This window comes from Variovorax sp. Varisp46, from assembly GCF_059491885.1.
In genome coordinates this window covers 5337951-5357817 of the sequence record NZ_CP168515.1, presented here as the reverse complement: position 1 = coordinate 5357817, position 19867 = coordinate 5337951, and the positions used below count along the sequence as shown (strand labels likewise).

The window sequence follows — 19867 nt, the reverse complement described above, 5'->3', positions numbered from 1 at the left end:
TTTCTGCGGGTTACGCCGGCAGGATTCGAACCGCCACCAGCCGCGCGCCGTCGCTCTCGGGTGTCGCGCGCCATGCATGGGCCGCGTCGGTCCAGCACAGGCCCTCGCCTTCGCGGCAGGCCTCTTCGTTCAGGCGCCAGGCGCCGCGCAAGGCGAGCAGCACGCCGTGCGGCGCCGCATCGACGGCCGACGCGCGGTCCAGCACCTGCACATCGGCACGCCACTGCCCGCGCCGCGTCATCACGTTGAAGTCGTTCGATGCGCCGCCGAGCAGCGCGCAGTCGATCGCGTCGTCGCCGCTGAAGGCGAAGGGCCGATGCGGTGCGTCGAGCCAGTGGCTGATGCGCCCGTCGTGCGTGAACAGGCGAACGCCATCGCCCTCCAGCAGCATGATGCTGCGGTCGATGCCCTCGAACACCGAGAACGGTCCGGCCGCGGCGATGGTCGCGATGCTCACGCGCCAGCCGAAGCCGTCGAACGCCGCGCCCTGCGGCCAGCTGGCGATCTCCTGCGTGGTGCCGCCGCCGTTTTTCCAGGGGGTGACCGGGAGTGTGCTGCGGGAGAAATGCTGTACGCCGCTCATGCCCACCTCCAGAGGGGGAGGAAGAAATGCAAATACGGAACCCGCGCTCATCGCATCAACCCGCCCTGCCGCAGTTTCTGCTCGAAATGCCGCAGCACCAGCGTCATCGTGCCCGTGAGCACGAAGTACACGACGGCGATGGCCAGGTACACCTCGAGCGAGCGGTACGACACGCTGATGATCTTCTGCCCCTCGTGCATCACGTCGTGAATCGTCAGCAGCGACACCAGCGCCGAGTTCTTGATGAGCGCGATGAACTCGTTGCCCAGCGGCGGGATCATGCGCACGACCGCCTGCGGCAGCACGATCTCGCGCATCGCCGTGCCGGGCGTCATACCCAGCGACTGCGCCGCCATGGTCTGGCCCTTGTCGATCGACTGGATCGCGCCGCGCACGATCTCCGATACGTATGCACCCGAATACACACCGAGCCCCAGCACGCCGCACAGGAAGGCCGGCAGCAGGATGCCGAAGTGCGGCAGCCCGAAGAACAAAATGAACAGCTGCACCAACAGCGGCGTGCCGCGGATGGCCGCCACGTAGGCGGTGCACGCGCCGTAGAGCCAGCGCCGCTTCGGGTTCAGCCGGCCGATGCCGACCAGCAGGCCCAGCACGCAGCCCAGCGCCAGCGCGCACGCGGTGATCTCCACCGTGACGAGCGCGCCGCGCAGCAGGTCGGTCCAGCCCTGCCAGACGGGCGAGAAATCGAAATCCATGGCTCGCTTACTTGGCGCTCGCGCTGAACCACTTGCTCACGATCTTTGCGTAGGTGCCGTCGGCCTTGAGCTTTTCGATCGCGCCGTTCACGGCCTTGGTGAGCTCGGGCGTGTCCTTGCGGATGGCCATGCCGTATTCCTCGGTGGTGATCTGCTCGGGCAGCACCTTGAGGCCGCCGCGCGTGCGCACGTACTGGTAGGCGGCGGGCTTGCCGGTCACGGCGGCGTCGGCGCGGCCGATGTCGACGAGGTTGAACATCTCCTGGTTCTTCTCGACCTCCATCAGCTGCACCTGCGGGAATTTCTCCCTGGTGTAGGCCACCGACTTGGTGCCCACCTGCACGCTGACCTTCTTGCCGTTGATGTCGGCCGGCGCCTTGATCGCCGTGTTGCCGTCCTTCACCATCACGACGAGGCCGCCCGCGTAGTACGGCGCGGTGAAATCGACGACCTTCTTGCGCTCGTCGGTGATGTAGATGGCCGAGACGGCCATGTCGAAGCGCTTCGAGATCAGGCCCGGCACGAGGCCCTTGAAGTCGATGTCGATCCACTCGATCTTGCGGCCCAGTGTCTGGCCGATGGCCTCGACCAGCTCCACGTCGAAGCCGGTGCGTTTGCCGTTCTCCACGAATTCCATTGGCGGGAAGGTGGCGTCGGTGGCCACGCGCAGCGGCTCGCCCTGCGCATGCGCGGCACCCGCGAAACCGAGGATGGCAAGGCCGGAGAGTGCGGCGGCGACGAGAGAGCGGCGGGTGTTCATGGCAGGAGCTTTCGTGGTGAGGATGAAGGAGGAAGAAAAGGAGAGACGCGGCTACTGCAGCGCCCGCGAGATGCGCGCCGCCGTGACGACGGTCATGTGGAGCAATGCAGCTTCCATGCCCTCGACGCGCGTGAGCGGCGCCATGAGCGTGATCGCGCCGCGCAGGTGCCGTCCCGGGGCGAGCACCGGCGCGCTCGCGCCCCAGACGCCGGCATCGACCTCGCCGTGCGTCACGGCATGGCCGGCCTCGCGGATGGCGTCGAGCTCGGCGGCGCGTTCGGCGCGGCGTTCGGGGCTTTCGCCGAGCCCGTCGAGCAGGGCGTCGCGCTGGTCGAGCGGCATGTGGGCCAGCAGGCACTTGGCGCTGGCGCCGTCACGCGCGGGCACGCTGCGGCCGCGGTCGAAGGAGCAGCGCAGCGACTGCTCGCTGTCGATCATCTCCAGGCACACGACGCGCTCGTTCACGGCCGTGACCAGCGCCACGCTCTCGTGCGTCTGCTGGGCCAGCGCCCGCATGTCGGCACGCGCGGCCATCACGAGGTCGGAGTTGCCGTCGAAGCCGGTGGCGAGCTGCACGCTCACCGGGCCCGGCGAGTAGCGGCCATCGGACTCCATCACGAAGCCCCAGCGGCGCAGCGTGGCGATCTGCCGGTACAGCGTGCTCTGCGACAGGCCGGTGGCCTGCACCAGCTCGGCCGCTGTCATCGCCGCCTTGCTTTGCGCCAGCACCGACAGCACGAACAGGGCGCGGTCGTTGTGGGCGGGGGCGTCGATCGGGGGCGTCATCGGAAGCAATCGCTGGAGGTCGAAAGTGGATGCGGCGTGCAGTATCTTGCTCGCCGTTCTCACTTCCAAGCGTGGATTCCCACGGAGTGGGAATGGCCGCGTTTTTTCTTTCTACCTTCGTCTTACCTTCTCAATCCACCAGCAGAGGAAAGAGCGGATCGTCCATCGGCGCACCGGCCGGCAGCCGCTCGGCGAGGCCGGGGAAATCGGGCGAGGTCTTCCAGCTGCGCGGCGCATGGCGGATGTCGTCGCCCAAAAAACGCACCGAGAACACGCGGCGCCGGTTCGGCCCCTCGACGCCAGCGGCCGCATGCAGCGTGAGCATGTGGAAGCAGACGAAGTCGCCGGGCTCGATGTTCCAGCCCACGATGGGAAAGCGCTCGCGCGCGCCCTCGATGTCGGGCAGGTCTTCGAGGCTGCCTTCGGGGAACCACTTGGCGTGGTTGTCCATGAAGGTGCGCGGCATCAGCCACGGCCCCTTGTGGGAGCCGGCCACGAACTCGAGCGTGGCCGCACGCGACACCGGATCAACCGGTATCCACATGCTGACGTTCTGCTCGCCCTCGATGTTGTAGTAGGGCTGGTCCTGGTGCCACGGCGTGCGCTGCCGGGTACCAGGCTCCTTGACCAGCAGGTGGTCGTGATAGAGCCGCACGGTGTTCGAGCCCATGAGCCGCTGCGCCAGTTGCGCGAGCGGCGCCTCGAAGATGAAGCGGCGGAAGGCGTCGATGTCCTGCCAGTTGCAGAAGTCCTCGAAGAAGCGGCCCGGGTCGTCGGGCCGGCTCGCGATCTTGGCGCGCGGACTGGGTGCCGCGAGGTTGGCCTCGATGCCATCGCGCAGCAGCGCCAGCTCGTCGGCCGTGAGCAACTGACGGATGCACACCGCGCCGTCGCGCTGAAACTGCGCGACGAGCGCGTCGTCCACGCGCGCCTGCACGCGGCGCTGCAGTTCCTGGGCGTCGGGGAGAACGACGCCCGCCATCACTTCACCATCGGCAGCTTGAGCCCCTGCTTCTTCGCGGTGGCGACCGCGATGTCGTAACCCGCGTCGGCATGGCGCATCACGCCGGTGGCCGGGTCGTTGAACAGCACGCGCTCGATGCGCTTGGCGGCCGCGTCGGTGCCGTCGCACACGATCACCACGCCCGAGTGCTGCGAGTAGCCCATGCCCACGCCGCCGCCATGGTGCAGGCTGACCCAGGTGGCGCCGCCCGCGGTGTTGAGCAGCGCGTTGAGCAGCGGCCAGTCGCTCACGGCATCGGTGCCGTCCTTCATGGCTTCGGTCTCGCGGTTCGGGCTGGCGACCGAGCCGGTGTCCAAGTGGTCGCGACCGATGACGATCGGCGCCTTCAGCTCGCCGTTCTTCACCATCTCGTTGAAGGCCAGGCCCGCGATGTGGCGCTCGCCCAGGCCCAGCCAGCAGATACGCGCCGGCAGGCCCTGGAAGGCGATGCGCTCGCGCGCCATGTCGAGCCAGCGGTGGGTGTGCTTGTTCTCGGGGAACAGCTCCTTGATCTTGGCGTCGGTCTTGTAGATGTCTTCCGGGTCGCCCGAGAGCGCCACCCAGCGGAACGGGCCCTTGCCTTCGCAGAACAGCGGGCGGATGTAGGCCGGCACGAAGCCCGGGAAGTCGAAGGCGTTCTTCACGCCCTCGTCGAACGCCACCTGGCGGATGTTGTTGCCGTAATCGACCGTGGGGATGCCCATGGCCTGGAAGTCGAGCATGGCCTGCACGTGCACGGCGCATGATTTCGCGGCCGCCTTCTTGAGCGCGTCGTGCTGCGAAACGTCCTTCATCGCTGCCTGCCATTGCGGCACGCTCCAGCCCGAGGGCAGGTAGCCGTTGATCAGGTCATGCGCCGAAGTCTGGTCAGTCACCAGATCAGGCTTGAGGCCGCCGGCCTTCGCGCGCTTGACCAGCTCGGGCAGGATGTCGGCCGCGTTGCCCAGCAGCGCGATCGACACGGCTTCCTTCGCGTCGCAGTGCTGCTTGATCAGCTCGAAGGCATGGTCGATGTCGCGCGCCTGCTTGTCGACGTAGCGGGTGCGCAGGCGGAAGTCGATGCTCGACTGCTGGCATTCGATGTTGAGCGACACCGCACCGGCCAGCGTGGCCGCCAGCGGCTGCGCGCCGCCCATGCCGCCGAGGCCCGCCGTCAGGATCCACTTGCCCGCGAGGCTGTTGTTGTAGTGCTGGCGGCCGGCTTCGACGAAGGTCTCGAAGGTGCCCTGCACGATGCCCTGGCTGCCGATGTAGATCCAGCTGCCCGCCGTCATCTGGCCGTACATGAAGAGGCCCTGGCGGTCGAGCTCGTTGAAGTGCTCCCAGTTGGCCCACTTGGGCACGAGGTTCGAATTGGCGAGCAGCACGCGCGGTGCGTTCTCGTGCGTCTTGAACACGCCGACCGGCTTGCCCGACTGGATGAGCAGGGTCTCGTCGTCGTTCAGCTCTTTCAGCGACGCGAGGATCTGGTCGTAGCAGGCCCAGTTGCGCGCGGCGCGGCCGATGCCGCCGTACACCACCAGGTCTTGCGGGCGCTCGGCGACCTCGGCGTCGAGGTTGTTCTGCAGCATGCGGAACGGGGCTTCGGTGAGCCAGCTCTTGCAGTTGAGCTCGCTGCCGCGCGGGGCGCGGATCACGCGGGTCGGGTCATGGCGCGGGTCGGTACCGGTGGATTTGTTCAGGTCGATCTTGTCGGGTGCGTTCATGGCGTGGTTCTCCTTGTCGGGGGATGTTTTACGAGTGACTGGGCAGGATGTCGAGCAGCGCGGCCGGCAGCTCGGCCTTCAGCGCCCACTGGCGCATGGCTTCGATGTCGGGCGCGAGGTAGCGGTCGGTTTCGAGGAAGGCGACCTTCTGGCGAATGGCGGCGAATTCGGCCTCCACCAGCGGCGAACTCTTGAGCTTGCGCTTGAGTTCGATGCCTTGCGCGGCGGCCATCGCTTCGATGCCGACGACCACCGCCGTGTTGTTGACCATGTCGCCCAGGCGGCGGCCCGCGAAGGTGGCCATCGACACGTGGTCTTCCTGGTTGGCCGAGGTCGGCAGGCTGTCGACGCTTGCGGGGTGCGCGAGCGACTTGTTCTCCGAGGCCAATGCTGCGGCTGTGACTTGCGCGATCATGAAACCGGAGTTGAGGCCACCGTCGCGCACCAGGAACGGCGGCAGGCCCGACAGGCCGGTGTCGAGCAGCAGCGCGATGCGGCGCTCGGCGATGGCGCCGACTTCGCTGATGGCCAGCGCAATGATGTCGGCCGCGAAGGCAACGGGCTCGGCGTGGAAGTTGCCGCCCGAGATGACTTCGCCGGTGTCGCAGAACACGAGCGGGTTGTCCGACGCGGCATTCGCTTCGATCACCAGCACACGCGCGGCGTGCGCGAGGTTGTCGAGGCAGGCGCCCATCACCTGCGGGATGCAGCGCACCGAATACGGGTCCTGCACGCGGCCACAGTCGGCATGCGAGGGAACGATCTCGCTACCTTCGAGCAGCGTGCGCACTGCGCCCGCGACGGCGATCTGGCCCAGCTGGCCGCGCGCCGCATGAATGCGTGCGTCGAAGGGCTTGATCGAGCCCTGGATGGCCTCGAGCGACAGCGCACCCGACATCAGCGACGACGCGAACACGTCTTCCGCGCCGAACAGGCCGAACAGCGCGAGCGCGGTCGACACCTGCGTGCCGTTGAGCAGCGCCAGGCCTTCCTTGGGGCCGAGCACGAAGGGCGCGAGGCCGATGCGCTTCATCGCCTGCGCACCGCTGACCACAGTGCCGTCGGCCAGCGTGGCCTCGCCTTCGCCGATCAGCACGCAGGCCAGGTGCGCGAGCGGCGCGAGGTCGCCTGACGCGCCGACCGAGCCCTTGCACGGAATGCGCGGCATCACGCCCGCGTTGAACAGCGCCAGCAGCGCATCGGCCAGCGCCGGGCGCACGCCCGAATGGCCACGCGCCAGGCTCACCGCCTTGGTCGCGAGCACCATGCGCACCACCGGTGCCGCCAATGGCTCGCCCGTGCCCACGCTGTGCGACAGCACGAGGTTGCGCTGCAGTTCCGCCAGGTGGTCGTTGCCGATGCGCGTGCTCGCGAGCTTGCCGAAGCCGGTGTTGATGCCGTAGACGACCTGGTCGTTCTCGACGATGTGGCGCACGGCGGCTTCGGCGCGAAGCATGCCGTCGCGCACCGACGGGTCGAGCGACAGCTGCACGCCGCCGGCCTGGATGCGTCGCAGCATCGCCAGATCGACCTGGCCGGGCGTGAGGATCAGGGTGGCATCTGGAGTAGCGGTGTGTTTGCTTGTCATGTGAACCTGTCTATACAAGTAGTTGCGAGTGAAAACTGAGGCCTCTGAGGACGGAAAAATCAACCGAAGCTAGGGTTGCCGTCTGCCTTGAAACGGCTGCCCAGGCTGTAGCGCGAGGCCGGGTGCAGGCAGCGCACCCAGGTCACGGGTGTGTTGCGTGACCAGGTGCGGCGCGTGAGCAGGAGGCAGGGGGCTGTGGGTTCCATGGCGAGCCTGTCGGCCTGTTCCTGGTTGGGCAGCACGGCGTCGACCACGTGTTCGATCTGGTCGAAGGGCACGTTGCGCACCAGGTACTCGCTGGGCGGCATGGCGCTGAAGTCCTGTTCGAGGTAGTCGGGCACGACCTGCGGATTGACGTAGCGCTCTTCGAGCTGCACGGGCGTGCCGTTCTCGAGGTGCAGGCACACGCTGTGGAACACCGAGGTGCCGGCGCGCATGTCGAGCCAGGCGGCCACGTCGGGCGAGGCGGCGATGCGCTCGACCTCGATCATGTCGCAGCGATAGTCGTGTCCGCGCTGGCGGATTTCGCTGGCGATATTGGCGATCTGCAGCAGCGTGGACTGCGGCTTGTTTTCGGCGACGAAGCTGCCGACCCCGGCCACGCGCACGATGCGGCCCTGTTCCACCAGCTCGCGCAGCGCACGGTTCACCGTCATGCGCGCCATGCCGAACTGCGCGACCAGTTCATGCTCCGAGGGCAGGCGGTGTCCGGGCGGCCACGTGCCGTCCTGGATCTTGCGGGAGATGTGATCCTTGACTTGCGCGTAGAGCGCGAGGGTGGGGAGGTCGCGTTTCATGCTTGCTGTTGTAGCTCTTGTTTTGAGCGCTGCTGTTCGGGGCGCGTGCACAGGCCGCCGGGTACTCCCCTGCGCGAATGTCCCCCGCTTCGCTCAAAGGCCGCCGTGCCGGCGTGGGCGCGCACCGAACAACGGCGCACGCCAAGCACAACGGAATGAAGGCAAGGCGCCATCCTCAATGCTCCGCAGCCGCCATCGACTCCGCGCGAATCTCTTCCGTCAGCCGCGCCTTGATGTCCATGAACTCCGGCGAGGTCTTGATGGTGTAGCTGCGCGGATGCGGAAAATCGACCGCGATCTCGGTCTTGATGCGCCCCGGCCGCGCGCTGAACACCGCCACGCGGTTGGCCATGAAGATCGCCTCGTCGATGTCGTGCGTGACGAACAACACCGTCTTGCGCGCCGACTCCCAGATGCCGAGCAACAGCTCCTGCATCAGCACGCGGGTCTGGTTGTCGAGCGCACCGAAGGGCTCGTCGAGCAGCAGCATCTTGGGGTCGTTGGCCAGCGCGCGCGCAATGGCGGTGCGCTGCTGCATGCCGCCCGAGAGCTGCTTCGGAAAGTGATTCTCGAAGCCGCGCAGCCCCACCTTGGCGATGAAGAACTCGCTGCGCTCCTTCTGGTCGGCCTCTCTCATGCCGCGCTCGCGCAGGCCGAAGCGGATGTTCTGCGCCACCGTGAGCCACGGAAAGAGCGTGTAGCTCTGGAACACCACGCCGCGATCGGCGCCCGGGCCTTCGATGCGCTCGCCGTCGAGCATCACCTGGCCGGTGGTCGGGAAGTCGAGCCCCGCCACGATGCGCAGCAGCGTCGACTTGCCGCAGCCCGAGGGGCCGAGGATGGTGACGAAGTCGTTCTCCTTCACCTCGAAGTCGATCGGCTGCAATGCTTGCGTGCGCTGGCCCTTGGTGCCGGTGAAGACGCGCGAGACGCCCTGGATGGAAAGTTGGTTCATCACAATGCAGCCCAGGCAAACAGACGGCGGTTCAGCGCCTTGAAAGCGAAATCGGACAACAGGCCGATGACACCGATCACGATGATCCCGAAGATGATCTGCCCGGTGTTCAAGAGCGCCTGGCTGTCGGTGATCATGTGGCCGATGCCCGATGACGAGCCGATCAGCTCCGCCACGATCACGTAGGTCCACGCCCAGCCGAGCACGAGGCGCAGCGTCTCGGCGATGCCTGGTGCGGCGCCCGGAATGAGCACGCGCGCCACGATGCCGCGGCTGTTGGCGCCCAGCGTGTAGGCGGCCTCGACGAGGTCGCGCCGCGCGCCGCCCACGGTGACGGCCACCATCAGCACGATCTGGAAGAAGGAGCCGATGAAGATCACCAGCAGCTTCTGCATTTCGCCCAGGCCCGCCCACAGGATCAGCAGCGGAATGAAGGCCGAGGCCGGCAGGTAGCGGCAGAACGAGACGAAGGGCTCGAAGAAGGCCTCGACGGTCTTCCAGGTGCCCATGGCCACGCCCAGCGGCACCGCGATGACGGCCGCCAGCAGGAAGCCGCCGAACACGCGCCACACGGTCATGCCGATGTCGCCGATGAAGCCGTACTCGGTGAAGAGCAGCCAGCCTTCCTTGACCATGGTCGGCGGACTGGCGAGGAAGGTCGGCGACACGAAGCCGCCGAGCGTGGCCAGCGACCACACCAGCACGAACACGACGAAGAAGCCGAGCCCGAGCAGCACGCGGGCACGCGCACCGACGGGTTCGAGCGGCGCGAATGCGCGGCGCCGCACGGGCGCCACGGGCAGAGAGGAGACGGCGGTGGAGGCCGATGCCGCGCGCGGCGGCACCTGCGGCAGCGCCTTACTTGACGTAGCTTGCATCGAAGGTCACCGCGTAGTCTTCAGGCGCCTTGCGGATCACGCCGGCTTCCAGCAGGATGGCCGCGGCTTCCTTCATGAAGGTCGTGAGTTCGCTCGAGAAGAACTTCTGGTTGGCCGCCTTGTCCTGCCAGCGCAGGTAGGCGGACGACTTGGCGAACTGCTCGCCGCTCTGCTTGACGGCCGAGCCCATGAGTTCGTTGGCTTTTTCGGGCTCGGCCTTGATCATGTCGAGCGCGTCGAAGTACGACTTGGTGAGCGCGGCGGCGGCCTTGGGATTGGCCTTAAGCCAGGCGGGCGCGCAGCCGACGGTGTCCATCACCATCGGGTAGTCGAGCGTGGTGGCCAGGATCTTGCCGGCGGCGGGGTTGGCGCGCACGGTCGAGAGGTACGGCTCGTAGGTCATGGCGGCGTCGTTCTGGCCGGCCACGAAAGCTTGCGCGGCGGGCTGCGGCTCGAGCGAGACCACCTTCACGTCCTTCAGGGTCATGCCGTTCTTGCTGAGCATCCAGGCCAGGCCGAAGTAGGGCGCGGTGCCGGGGGCGCTCACGCCGATGGTCTTGCCCTTGAGGTCGGCGAAGCTCTTCACGTCGTTGCGCACCGCGATGCCGTCGGCGCCGTAGGACTTGTCCATCTGGAAGATCTGCACGATGGGCACGCCGTTGGCGTTCCAGGCCACGTGCGTCTCGACCGTGGTGGCCGCGCACTGGATGGCGCCGGACGCGAGCGCCAGGTGGCGGTCCTTCTGCGGAATCATCTTGAGTTCGACGTCCAGGCCGTTCTTCTTGAAGATGCCCGCCTTGTCGGCCAGCGAGAGCGGCGCGAAGCCGGTCCAGCCGGACATGCCGAGCGCGATCTTGGTTTCCTGGGCGGCGGCCGCTCCGGCCATGCCCGCTGCACATGCACCTGCTGCCAGCAGCGAAGCGACTTTCACAACTACCGTCGTCTTGACCATGGGTACTCCTGGTTCCGTTCTTGAGAGATGGCTCGGCGGCGCGCCTCGGTGGCCGGGCTGCGCACGCCTCGCATTGTTGCCAAGCGCCCCAACTTGTATATACAGGATAACCCGAAAGATCATTTCTGGTGCAATTCCTTGGGAAATGCACCGATTTGCTGTCTAGACAAGAAAGGTTGCAGGACGGGGGCCACCATTGCAAACCTTGTGCCACAGTCATATCTGCGCGGCTGGGGGACAATCGGCGGCCCTCCCCTCGCCCCCTTCCGACCTCCCCTCCGCTGCCTGTGTCCTCTCTCGCTCCTCGCCCCATCGACGCCTCCGGCAGCAGCGCACCCGCCGACATCCTTCACGAAGTCTTCGGCTATGCGCAGTTCCGCGGGGCCCAGCAGGACATCGTCGACCACGTGGTCGGCGGCGGCGACGCGCTGGTGCTGATGCCCACGGGCGGCGGCAAGTCGCTGTGCTACCAGATCCCTGCCATCGCGCGGCAGCGCGCGGGGCACGGCGTGGCGGTGGTGGTGTCGCCGCTGATCGCGCTGATGCACGACCAGGTGGGCGCGCTGCACGAGGCGGGGGTGAGCGCGGCTTTTCTCAATTCCACGCTCGACTGGGAAGAGACGCAGGACGTGGAGCGCCGCATGCTGCGCGGCGAGATCACGCTGCTGTACGCGGCGCCCGAGCGCGTGAACACGCCGCGCTTCCTGTCGCAGCTCGATTCGCTGAAGGAGCGCGGCAAGCTCTCGCTGTTCGCGATCGACGAGGCGCATTGCGTGAGCCAGTGGGGCCACGACTTCCGCCCCGAGTACCGCGCGCTCACCGTGCTGCACGAGCGCTACGCCGGCGTGCCGCGCATCGCGCTCACGGCCACGGCCGACAACCTGACGCGCGCCGACATCGTCGAGCGGCTGCAGCTCGAGGAGGCGCGCCAGTTCGTCTCCAGCTTCGACCGACCGAACATTCGCTACACCATCGTCGAGAAGAAGGACGCGACCACGCAGCTGCTGCGCTTCATCGAGCGCGAGCATGAAGGCGATGCGGGCGTGGTCTATTGCCAGTCGCGCAAGCGGGTGGAAGACGTGGCGGTGATGCTGCGCGACGCCGGCATCAACGCGCTGCCCTATCACGCCGGGCTCGATGCGGCGGTGCGCCAGAAGCACCAGGACCGCTTCCTGCGCGAGGAAGGCATCGTGATGGTCGCGACCATCGCCTTCGGCATGGGCATCGACAAGCCCGATGTGCGCTTTGTCGGCCACCTGGACATGCCCAAGAACATCGAAGGCTACTACCAGGAAACCGGCCGCGCGGGCCGCGACGGCGGCCCCGCCGACGCCTGGATGACCTACGGCCTGCAGGACGTGGTGAACCAGCGCCGCATGATCGACGAGAGCCCTGCCGGCGAGGAATTCAAGCAGGTGATGCGCGGCAAGCTCGACGCGCTGCTCTCGCTGGCCGAGGCGAGCGACTGCCGGCGCGTGCGCCTGCTGGGCTATTTCGGCGAGAAGAGCACGCCCTGCGGCAACTGCGACAACTGCCTGAACCCACCGCAGGTGTGGGACGGCACCGATGCCGCGCGGAAGCTGCTGAGCACCATCTACCGCGTGCAGCAGTTGAGCGGCATCAGCTTCGGCGCCGGGCACATCATGGACATCCTGCGCGGCAAGCCGACCGAGAAGGTCAAGCAGTTCGGCCACGAGCGCATCAGCACCTTCGGCATCGGCGCGGAGTTCAGCGAGGTGGCGCTGCGCGGCGTGCTGCGCCAGCTGATCGCCACGGGCGCGCTCGCGGTCGACGCGGAGGCGTTCAACACGCTGAAGCTCACCGAAGGCTCGCGCGCGGTGCTCAAGGGCGAGGCGAGCGTGACGCTGCGCGAATCGGTGTCGTCACCGGCGGAGCGCAAGTCCCGGCGCGAGAAGACCGTCAAGGGCGCGCCCTCGCCGGCCGCCGCCAAGCTCGACGACACCGGCAAGAAGCGCTTCGAGGCGCTCAAGGCATGGCGCGCCGAAGTGGCGAAGGAGCACAACCTGCCGGCCTACGTGATCTTCCACGACGCCACGCTGGCGGCCATCGCCGAGCGGGCACCGGCGACGCTCGAAGACCTGCAGGGCATCAGCGGCATCGGCACCAAGAAGCTCGAGGCCTATGGCAGCGAAGTGCTGCGGGTGTGCGAGGCCTTCTAGCCTTCAGTTGGTCGCGGGCAGCACGACCGGCACCGGCCGCGTGAGCAGGTCGACGTACAGCTCGAAGAAGCGCGCGTTGTCGAACTTCTTCACCACCGTCATCTTCTGCAGCGTGGGGCCCGCAGGCTGCGAGGCATAGCCGATGGAGCGGCCGTTGTCTGCCGCGCCAGGCTTGGCGATCACGTCGACGTAGCGGTCCACCGTCTGCGTGGCGTAGCCCGGGTCGATCAGGTAGGCCAGCGTGAGGGTGTCCCAGATGTTCTGGGTGTAGTTCGGGTTGTTCTCGAAGCCGTTCTTGCCGTCGAAGCCGTAGCCGTTGAGCTTCTGGAACACGTCGGTCACGGCCGTGGGCTTGGCCGGGTGCGCGATGCGGTCGTAGATGGTCTTGGTGAGGAACACGGTGTCGGTCACGTCCAGCGGCACCACCACCTGCGGGATCGGCAGCCGCACCACGTACTGCGCGGCGTCGGGGTCGAACCACCAGTTGAACTCGGCGGCCTTGGTGGTGTTGCCCGCCACGTCGATGGCACCGCCCATGTAGATGATCTTCTTGATGAGCGGGACGATCTCGGGGTTCTGCTTCGCCGCGAGTGCGATGTTGGTGAGCGGGCCGATGGCAAGAATGGTGATCTGGCCGGGATTGGCCTTCACGGTGTCGACGATGAAGTCGACCGCGCTCTTGCGCTGCACGACGGTGTGCTGCGCAAAGCCGTCGGGCGAGGGCTTGAGGTCGGCATCGGTCTTCGGCTCGGGACCGCCCCAGGCGCCGAGATAGCCGTCGCCGCCGGCACCCGCGGCCATCTCGGCTTGCACGTCGGCGAAGCTGTGGTTGAGTGCGTAGTTCGCGCCCACGTAGACGCCGATGCGGTTGCCCACGCCGAGCCGCTCCATCGACATCAGCGCGTCGGCCACGCCTTGCTTGAGCCATTGGTTGCCCGACACCACGCTGATGCCCATGACCTGCACCTTGCCGCTGGCCTGCAATTGGACTGCCATGACGCCGAGCTGGCCGTCGTCGCTCATGGTGTTGTAGTCGCTGTCGATGATGATCTTCTGCGCCGTGGAGCCGCCCGATCCGCCGCCGAAGCCCGGGCCCAGGCCGATGCCGCCGCCTCCGTCGCCGCCGCCGCAGCCCGCCAACACCGTGATGACGGCGATGAACATCGCCCCGATCCATTTGCGCATCTGCATCTTCCGCTCCTGAGACTAAGAGGTTGGTTTTCAGTCGAAGGCACTGAAATACAAACGTTTGCGCAAAGCTTTGCGCAAACGTTTGCCAACTCTACGGCGCAAGCCGCGGCCATGGCAAGCGCCACAGCCTAGGGGTTTGCGCGGGCCGGTCGGATCAGGCCGGATCGGGTGCGGGATCGATCAGCCGGTTCTCGCGCAGCGGCGAGCGGCCAGGCATGTAGGGCTGCTCCACATCGGGCACGGCCTGGCTCTTGTCCAGGCCCGGCGCCAGGGCCTTGGACGACCCGGCCGGGCAGGCGCCGGTGCTGCGCAGCGTGAGCGCCGCGGACAGCCGCGCCTCGCTCTGGTCCCCGAGCTGGTGGGTGAAGTCGTCGGCCACGGTGCAACCCGCGGTGGGCGCGAAGCCGTCGCCGTAGTCGCCGCTGCCCTGTTGGTTCACGCCCTTGAACTGGATCGCGAAATAGGTGGTGCCGCAGTTGTCCTGCGGGTAGAAGCCGTAGGGCTTGCCGCAGGTGGTGCCGCCGACGAGGTTGACGGTGACCCCCACGCCGCGCAGGCTGTTGATGACCGACTCGCTCGCCGAGCAGGTGTCGGGGCCGGTGAGCACCGTGACGCGCGAGAGGCCCAGCGTAGGCAGCGCCTGGCCGCTGCGGCTGGTGCCGGTGAAGGGCGTCAGGGTCTGCGCCGCCGTCAGGTGGAACGGGTTCTTGTCGTTGAAGGTGAGTTGCTCGAAGGTCTTGCCCGCGGTCACCGCCGGCGACGAGATCATGTAGGCCAGCCGGCTGGCGATGAGCAGCTGGCCGCCGCCGTTGTAGCGCATGTCGAGCACGAGATCCTGGATGCCCGCGCCCTGCTTGAAGGTGTTCACCGCGGCAATGAGCTGCGCCTCGGAGGTCGTGATGTGGTCGTTGAACAGCAGGTAGCCCACGCGGCCGCTGCCGGTGTCGATGACCTGGACGTTCTGCACCGGCGTGCTGGTGACCTTCGCGGCCGTCAACTGCACGGGAGACTGCGCGACGCCGTTCACTTCGAAGGTGAAGGTGTGCGATTCGCCGACGGCCTTGGGCGAAAGGGCGGCGTTGATCGCATTGACGTTGGCGGTGCCGGTGCTGCTGACGACGTTGATGCCGTCGATGGTGAGGATCTTCGCGCCGCGCTGCAGGCTCGCATTGGTAGCGGGCGAGTTCGGCTCGACAAAGGCGATGCGGATGTCGCGCGGCGGCGAGCTGCGTATCGCCGCCGTCTCCATGCCGTAGCCGGCCGACACGCCGCCCTGCGACAGCTGGCGGTACACCTCGGTGTCGTAGGTAAAGTGAAAGCGGTCCTTGGCACGGCCCGAAGCCGTGGTGAGCGGCGTCTTGAGCACGTTGAACCAGGCGACCGGCGTGGCGTAGTCGGCGGCCTTGAGCGTGGTCGGCACCTCGGTGTACCAGAGGTAGGTTTCGTCGATCCAGCCGCGCACCCAGCTCTTCTCGTTGTCGAGCGAGCCAGCGCGGTCCGGATAGGCGGCACCCGTGTCGGGGTTGACGCCCGCGCGCGGCGCCGCGCACAGGCCGGCAACCGTGGCCGAGGCGACGATGCCGCCATCGCCGCCACCGCTGGCGGGCGGTGCCGTGGTCCCGGGCAGCAGGCCGATCGGCAGGCCTGCGCCACCGCCACCGCCACCGCCTCCGCCACCTCCGCAACCCGCCAGCAGGCAGGCCACCGCGAGCGCGGCGCCCGCAACCGATGCGCCTGGGCGCGGCAGCAGCCGCGCGTCGACCTTGCGAAAGTCCATACGTTCCTCCTCGTAGCCCGGACGCGCGGATGTTTCGCGCGCCCGGTTTTCTTCTGTTCCCGCTATTGCACGAAACCCATGCCGCGCGATTCGCGCACTTCGGGCTTGATACGGTGCTCGGCTTCGAGCTGGTCAAGGAATTCGGTCGCGGAAAACTCGGCCGCCAGTATGTCGGTCTGCCGTTTCACCGCCGCGAAATCGCCCGGGCACAGCTGTGTCAGCGGGGCCAGCCGCGAACGCATGGAACCTGTCATGAGCGCGGCGTCGCCCGCAAGCGCCTCGGTCACGAACATGCGCTCGCGCTGCGCGGCGGTGAGCGGCATGAACTTGATCTTGAAGGTGAAGCGCCGCAGCGCGGCCTGGTCGAGCCGGTCGAGCAGGTTGGTGGTGCAGACGAAGACGCCGTTGAAGCGCTCCATGCCTTGCAGCATCTCGTTGACCTCGGTGACCTCGTAGGTGCGCTGCGCGCCGCGCCGGTCCTGCAGGAAGCTGTCGGCCTCGTCGAGCAGCAACACGGCCTTTTCGTTCTCGGCCTCGCGGAACATGGCGGCCATGTTCTGCTCGGTTTCGCCGACGTACTTGCTCATGAGGTCGCTGGCCTGCTTGACGATGAGCGGACGGCCCACGGCCTTGGCGATGTGCTCGGCCAGCGCGGTCTTGCCGGTGCCGGGCGCGCCGTAGAAGCACAGCGTGCCGTGGCCGCGCGCCTTCAGTGCCTCGACGATGCGCGGGATCTCGAAGCGGGTCTCGACATGGAGCATGTCGAGGTCGTAGGTGGTCACGCTGCGGCGCTCGCCGCGTCCGGCATCGAGCGTGCCCAAGGCGAGGTCTGCGTTGCGCAGCTGGCGTTCGATGAGCGCTTCCACCGAAGCGTCGTCGGTTCGCGCGAGACCCGCAAAGCGCACTGCCGTGCGGATCTGCGCGGGCGTGAGGCCTTTTCGCTCGGCCAGCTTGGCGGTGAAGGCCTCGGACACGACCACGCCTTCGAGCGTCTTCTTCACGAGCTGCTCGCGCGCGCCCGGCGGCGGCGACTTCAGCTCCAGGTGGTAGGCAAAGCGGCGACGGAAGGCCGGGTCGATCTGCTCGATGCGGTTGGTGACCCACAGCGTGGGCACGGGGTTGGCCTCGAGGATCTGGTTGACCCAGGCCTTGCCGCTCACGCTGCCGCTGGTGGGCGCCGGGATCTGCTCGGCGCGCGCCATGAACTGCGCAGCCTCGGTGCTGATGGGCGGGAAGACGTCCTCGACCTCGTCGAACAGCAGTGCGGCCTGCGCGCTGCCCTTGAGGAACACCTGGGCGATCTGCAGCGAGCGGTAGCGGTCGCGGCCACTCAATGAATTGCCGTCGCGGTCGGCATACTCGACTTCGAAGAGTTCGAGTCCTGCAGCCTGCGCGACAACCTTTGCGAGTTCGGTCTTGCCGGTGCCGGGCGGCCCGTAGAGCAGCACGTTGACGCCGGGCTCCTTGCGCGCGACCGCCGCGCGCAGCAACGTGACGAGCATCTGCGCGTCTTCCTGCACGAACGAGAAGTCGTGTGGCGTCAGCGCGCTCTTGGCCGAGGGCCGCGTGAACACGGCCATCAGCTCGTTGTGGTCGCGGTACTCGCGCATGAGCACCGGCGGCAGCTTCTCGCTGACCTTCATGAGGTCGGCCAGGTCGGTGATGTTGTGCTCGGAGATGAGGTTCTCGACCAGCCCGATGCGCTCGAGCCGCGAGCCCGCGCGCAACGCCTCGCCCACCTCGCTCGCGTTCACGCCCGCGAGGTCGGCAATGGCCGCATAGGCCTCGGGAGCGTTGTTGACCTTGAACTCGACCAGCAGCGAGCGCAGGTCGCGCTGGTAGCGCGCGAGCGTGCCGTAGAGCAACAGCGCGCGCTCGGCCTTGTTGAGCTGCAGCAGGCCCGCGAGCGCGTCGATGTTCTTCTCGACCAGCGTCGATTGCTTGCGCAGCGCGTGCGTGAGCCAGTCGCGCGTGACGGCCAGCACCGAGAGCAGGTCCTTCGGCTGGTCTTTCGCGTATTCGTCGAGATAGAAGAAGAGCGTGCCCTCTTCATACGGGCCGCGCCACACGCCGTGGCGTTCCAGCAGCGTGCGGCCGTCGAAGTCCTCGACGCCCTTCCAGGCCTCGTTGCCCGCGCAGCGTCGCCCGAGGAATTCGCGCAGCCGCTGCAGCACGGCCGCCGGCCACACCAGGTGCCGCCCCGTGAGCGAGAGCAGGCCATTGATGTCGCGCCGCACATTGAAACGCGGCCCCTGTTTGGCCGCCAGCGTGAGCACGAAGTGCGAGCACATCAGCTCGAGCACCGGCGCCTCCTTGAGGCCGGGCGACGGCAGTGCCTGCCCGCGTACCGCAGCAGCCACGACATCGACACCCGCACGCTTGACCATCAGGCAACCTCCAACGAGGACAATCTCGGAGCGACCATAACGCAGACTTTTGGCTTCGGGAAGACCGGCGAACGGTAAAAACCCTCATGGGTGCGATTCCAGCCACAATGCGCGCCATGGTCGGAATCGATGAAATCCTGCGCGCCGCGGCGCGTCTCCAAGGTCAGGTGCTCAATACACCCTGCGTCGAGTCGCGCACGCTCTCCGAGATCGTCGGCGCACAGGTGTTCCTGAAATTCGAGAACCTGCAGTTCACATCCTCGTTCAAGGAGCGGGGGGCATGCAACAAGCTGGTCGATCTCTCGGAGAACGGTATACGCGGAGTGATCGCCATGTCTGCCGGCAACCATGCGCAGGGTGTGGCCTATCACGCGCAGCGGCTGGGGTTGCGCGCATTGATCGTGATGCCGCGCTTCACGCCCGGCGTGAAGATCGAACGTACGCGCGGTTTCGGTGCCGAGGTGGTGCTGCACGGCGACACGCTGGATGCGGCCCGCGCCCACGCGCTGGAGTTGGCCCAGCGCGAGGGGCTGACCTTCGTGCATCCCTACGACGACGAGGCGATCATCGCGGGTCAGGGGACGGTGGCGCTCGAAATGCTCGACGTGGTGCCCGACCTCGACACGCTGGTGGTTGCGGTGGGCGGCGGCGGACTGATTGCCGGCATGGCGGTTGCGGCGCGCGAACGCAAGCCGGGCATCGAGATCGTCGGGGTGCAGACCACGCGCTTTCCAGCCATGGTCAATGCGGTGAAGGGTACGCACCACGCGCAGGGCAAGAGCACCATCGCCGAGGGCATCGCGGTCGGAACGCCTGGCGTGCTCACGCGGGAGATCATCGCAAGCAAGGTCGACGACCTGCTGCTGGTGGACGAGGGCGACATCGAGCAGGGCGTGCTGATGCTGCTCGAAATCGAGAAAACCCTGGTCGAGGGCGCGGGCGCGGCCGGCCTGGCGGCGCTGATCCGGCACCCCGAGCGCTTCAGGGGCAAGCGCGTGGGGCTGGTTCTTTCGGGCGGCAACATCGATCCGCTGCTGCTCGCGGCCATCATCGAACGGGGCATGGTGCGGGCTGGCCGGCTGGCTCGCGTGCGCGTTAGCGCGCGCGATGTTCCGGGCTCCTTGGCCCAGATCACGGCCACCGTGGCCGAAGCGGGCGCTAACGTCGATGAAGTCCATCACCAGCGCGCCTTCACGATGCTGGCGGCGCAGAACGTCGACATCGAACTGGTGCTGCAGACTCGCGGACGCGCTCACCTCGCCAGCGTGCTGGCCGCGCTGAAGGACGCCGGCTTCGAAGCCGAAGAGCAGCATTGAGCCGCAAGATCAACCCCGGACGGTTCTATTCAGGGGCTCGCAACCCCCTAGACCGGTCCCAGGCTGCCCGTCGGTAAAATGCCGGCAGTTTGTCAATTGCGTATTCGAGGTACTTCCCGATGTCCAACCCCACCCCCATCGAGCCGAGCCAGGGCGCCGCTGTCGAAAAAGACGCCGTCGAGTCGGTCGTTCACCTGATGCCACTGGTGCTGCCGCTGGCCGGCGGCGTGCTGATGCTGCTACTGGCATCCATCGCGGTCTACATGGCCTGACGCTGACAGGCGTTCGCGCC

The 19867-nt window shown here is 67.3% G+C and carries 17 protein-coding genes; 3 read left to right on the top strand and 14 right to left on the bottom strand.

The window, feature by feature from the left end; genetic code table 11:
* Nucleotides 1–10: 10 nt before the first annotated feature.
* The 11 genes from ACEN9N_RS25425 to ACEN9N_RS25375 all read right to left on the bottom strand — a co-directional run bounded on the left by ACEN9N_RS25425 (nt 11) and on the right by ACEN9N_RS25375 (nt 10724).
* Complete coding sequence (locus tag ACEN9N_RS25425) at nt 11–583, bottom strand: HutD/Ves family protein (protein WP_495654795.1); 573 nt, start codon at nt 581–583, stop codon at nt 11–13.
* A 47-nt stretch (nt 584–630) separates the two neighbouring features.
* Complete coding sequence (locus ACEN9N_RS25420; protein ID WP_413314877.1) at nt 631–1299, bottom strand: amino acid ABC transporter permease; 669 nt, start codon at nt 1297–1299, stop codon at nt 631–633.
* Nucleotides 1300–1306: 7 nt separating this feature from the next.
* Nucleotides 1307–2059 carry a transporter substrate-binding domain-containing protein gene (locus ACEN9N_RS25415; protein ID WP_413314876.1) on the bottom strand — a complete coding sequence of 251 codons (753 nt, stop codon included), beginning with the start codon at nt 2057–2059 and terminating at the stop codon, nt 1307–1309.
* A gap of 51 nt (nt 2060–2110) precedes the next feature.
* Complete coding sequence (locus tag ACEN9N_RS25410; protein ID WP_007831941.1) at nt 2111–2845, bottom strand: IclR family transcriptional regulator; 735 nt, start codon at nt 2843–2845, stop codon at nt 2111–2113.
* Nucleotides 2846–2975: 130 nt separating this feature from the next.
* A complete protein-coding gene (locus tag ACEN9N_RS25405) occupies nt 2976–3827 on the bottom strand; it encodes a phytanoyl-CoA dioxygenase family protein (RefSeq protein ID WP_413314873.1) in 852 nt (283 codons plus the stop codon).
* Nucleotides 3827–5554, bottom strand: a complete 1728-nt coding sequence (hutU, locus tag ACEN9N_RS25400; protein WP_413314871.1) for a urocanate hydratase — start codon at nt 5552–5554, stop codon at nt 3827–3829. The genes ACEN9N_RS25405 and hutU overlap by 1 nt, the downstream gene beginning before the upstream one ends.
* Nucleotides 5555–5582: 28 nt before the next feature.
* Nucleotides 5583–7142, bottom strand: a complete 1560-nt coding sequence (hutH, locus tag ACEN9N_RS25395) for a histidine ammonia-lyase (RefSeq protein WP_413314869.1) — start codon at nt 7140–7142, stop codon at nt 5583–5585.
* Nucleotides 7143–7201: 59 nt separating this feature from the next.
* Nucleotides 7202–7939: a histidine utilization transcriptional repressor HutC gene (hutC, locus tag ACEN9N_RS25390; RefSeq protein ID WP_007831953.1), complete on the bottom strand. Its 738-nt coding sequence runs from the start codon at nt 7937–7939 to the stop codon at nt 7202–7204.
* 175 nt (nt 7940–8114) lie between these two features.
* Nucleotides 8115–8894: an ABC transporter ATP-binding protein gene (locus ACEN9N_RS25385; protein WP_056588378.1), complete on the bottom strand. Its 780-nt coding sequence runs from the start codon at nt 8892–8894 to the stop codon at nt 8115–8117.
* Nucleotides 8894–9772: an ABC transporter permease gene (locus ACEN9N_RS25380; protein ID WP_495654794.1), complete on the bottom strand. Its 879-nt coding sequence runs from the start codon at nt 9770–9772 to the stop codon at nt 8894–8896. The genes ACEN9N_RS25385 and ACEN9N_RS25380 overlap by 1 nt, the downstream gene beginning before the upstream one ends.
* Entirely contained in the window at nt 9753–10724 is a 972-nt protein-coding gene (locus ACEN9N_RS25375; protein WP_495654793.1) for an ABC transporter substrate-binding protein, read from the bottom strand. Before ACEN9N_RS25375 ends, ACEN9N_RS25380 begins: the two co-directional genes overlap by 20 nt.
* Before the next feature lie 287 nt (nt 10725–11011).
* Between ACEN9N_RS25375 and recQ the strand changes: the two genes are divergently transcribed.
* Nucleotides 11012–12904: a DNA helicase RecQ gene (recQ, locus tag ACEN9N_RS25370; protein ID WP_086012098.1), complete on the top strand. Its 1893-nt coding sequence runs from the start codon at nt 11012–11014 to the stop codon at nt 12902–12904.
* Nucleotides 12905–12907: 3 nt separating this feature from the next.
* Here the strand turns inward: recQ and ACEN9N_RS25365 are convergent, their stop codons facing one another.
* The 3 genes from ACEN9N_RS25365 to ACEN9N_RS25355 form a co-directional block, all read right to left on the bottom strand.
* The gene (locus ACEN9N_RS25365) at nt 12908–14089 is read right to left on the bottom strand and encodes a nucleoside hydrolase (RefSeq protein ID WP_413316324.1); all 1182 of its coding nucleotides are present in this window, start codon (nt 14087–14089) and stop codon (nt 12908–12910) included.
* A gap of 160 nt (nt 14090–14249) precedes the next feature.
* Nucleotides 14250–15872, bottom strand: a complete 1623-nt coding sequence (locus tag ACEN9N_RS25360) for a S41 family peptidase (protein ID WP_495654792.1) — start codon at nt 15870–15872, stop codon at nt 14250–14252.
* Nucleotides 15873–15934: 62 nt separating this feature from the next.
* On the bottom strand, nt 15935–18259 hold the full coding sequence (locus tag ACEN9N_RS25355; protein WP_413316319.1) for an ATP-binding protein: 2325 nt from the start codon (nt 18257–18259) through the stop codon (nt 15935–15937).
* A 116-nt stretch (nt 18260–18375) separates the two neighbouring features.
* Between ACEN9N_RS25355 and ACEN9N_RS25350 the strand changes: the two genes are divergently transcribed.
* Nucleotides 18376–19575: a threonine ammonia-lyase gene (locus ACEN9N_RS25350; protein ID WP_193386545.1), complete on the top strand. Its 1200-nt coding sequence runs from the start codon at nt 18376–18378 to the stop codon at nt 19573–19575.
* 119 nt (nt 19576–19694) lie between these two features.
* Nucleotides 19695–19847 carry a hypothetical protein gene (locus tag ACEN9N_RS25345; protein WP_007831971.1) on the top strand — a complete coding sequence of 51 codons (153 nt, stop codon included), beginning with the start codon at nt 19695–19697 and terminating at the stop codon, nt 19845–19847.
* Nucleotides 19848–19867 lie beyond the last annotated feature (20 nt).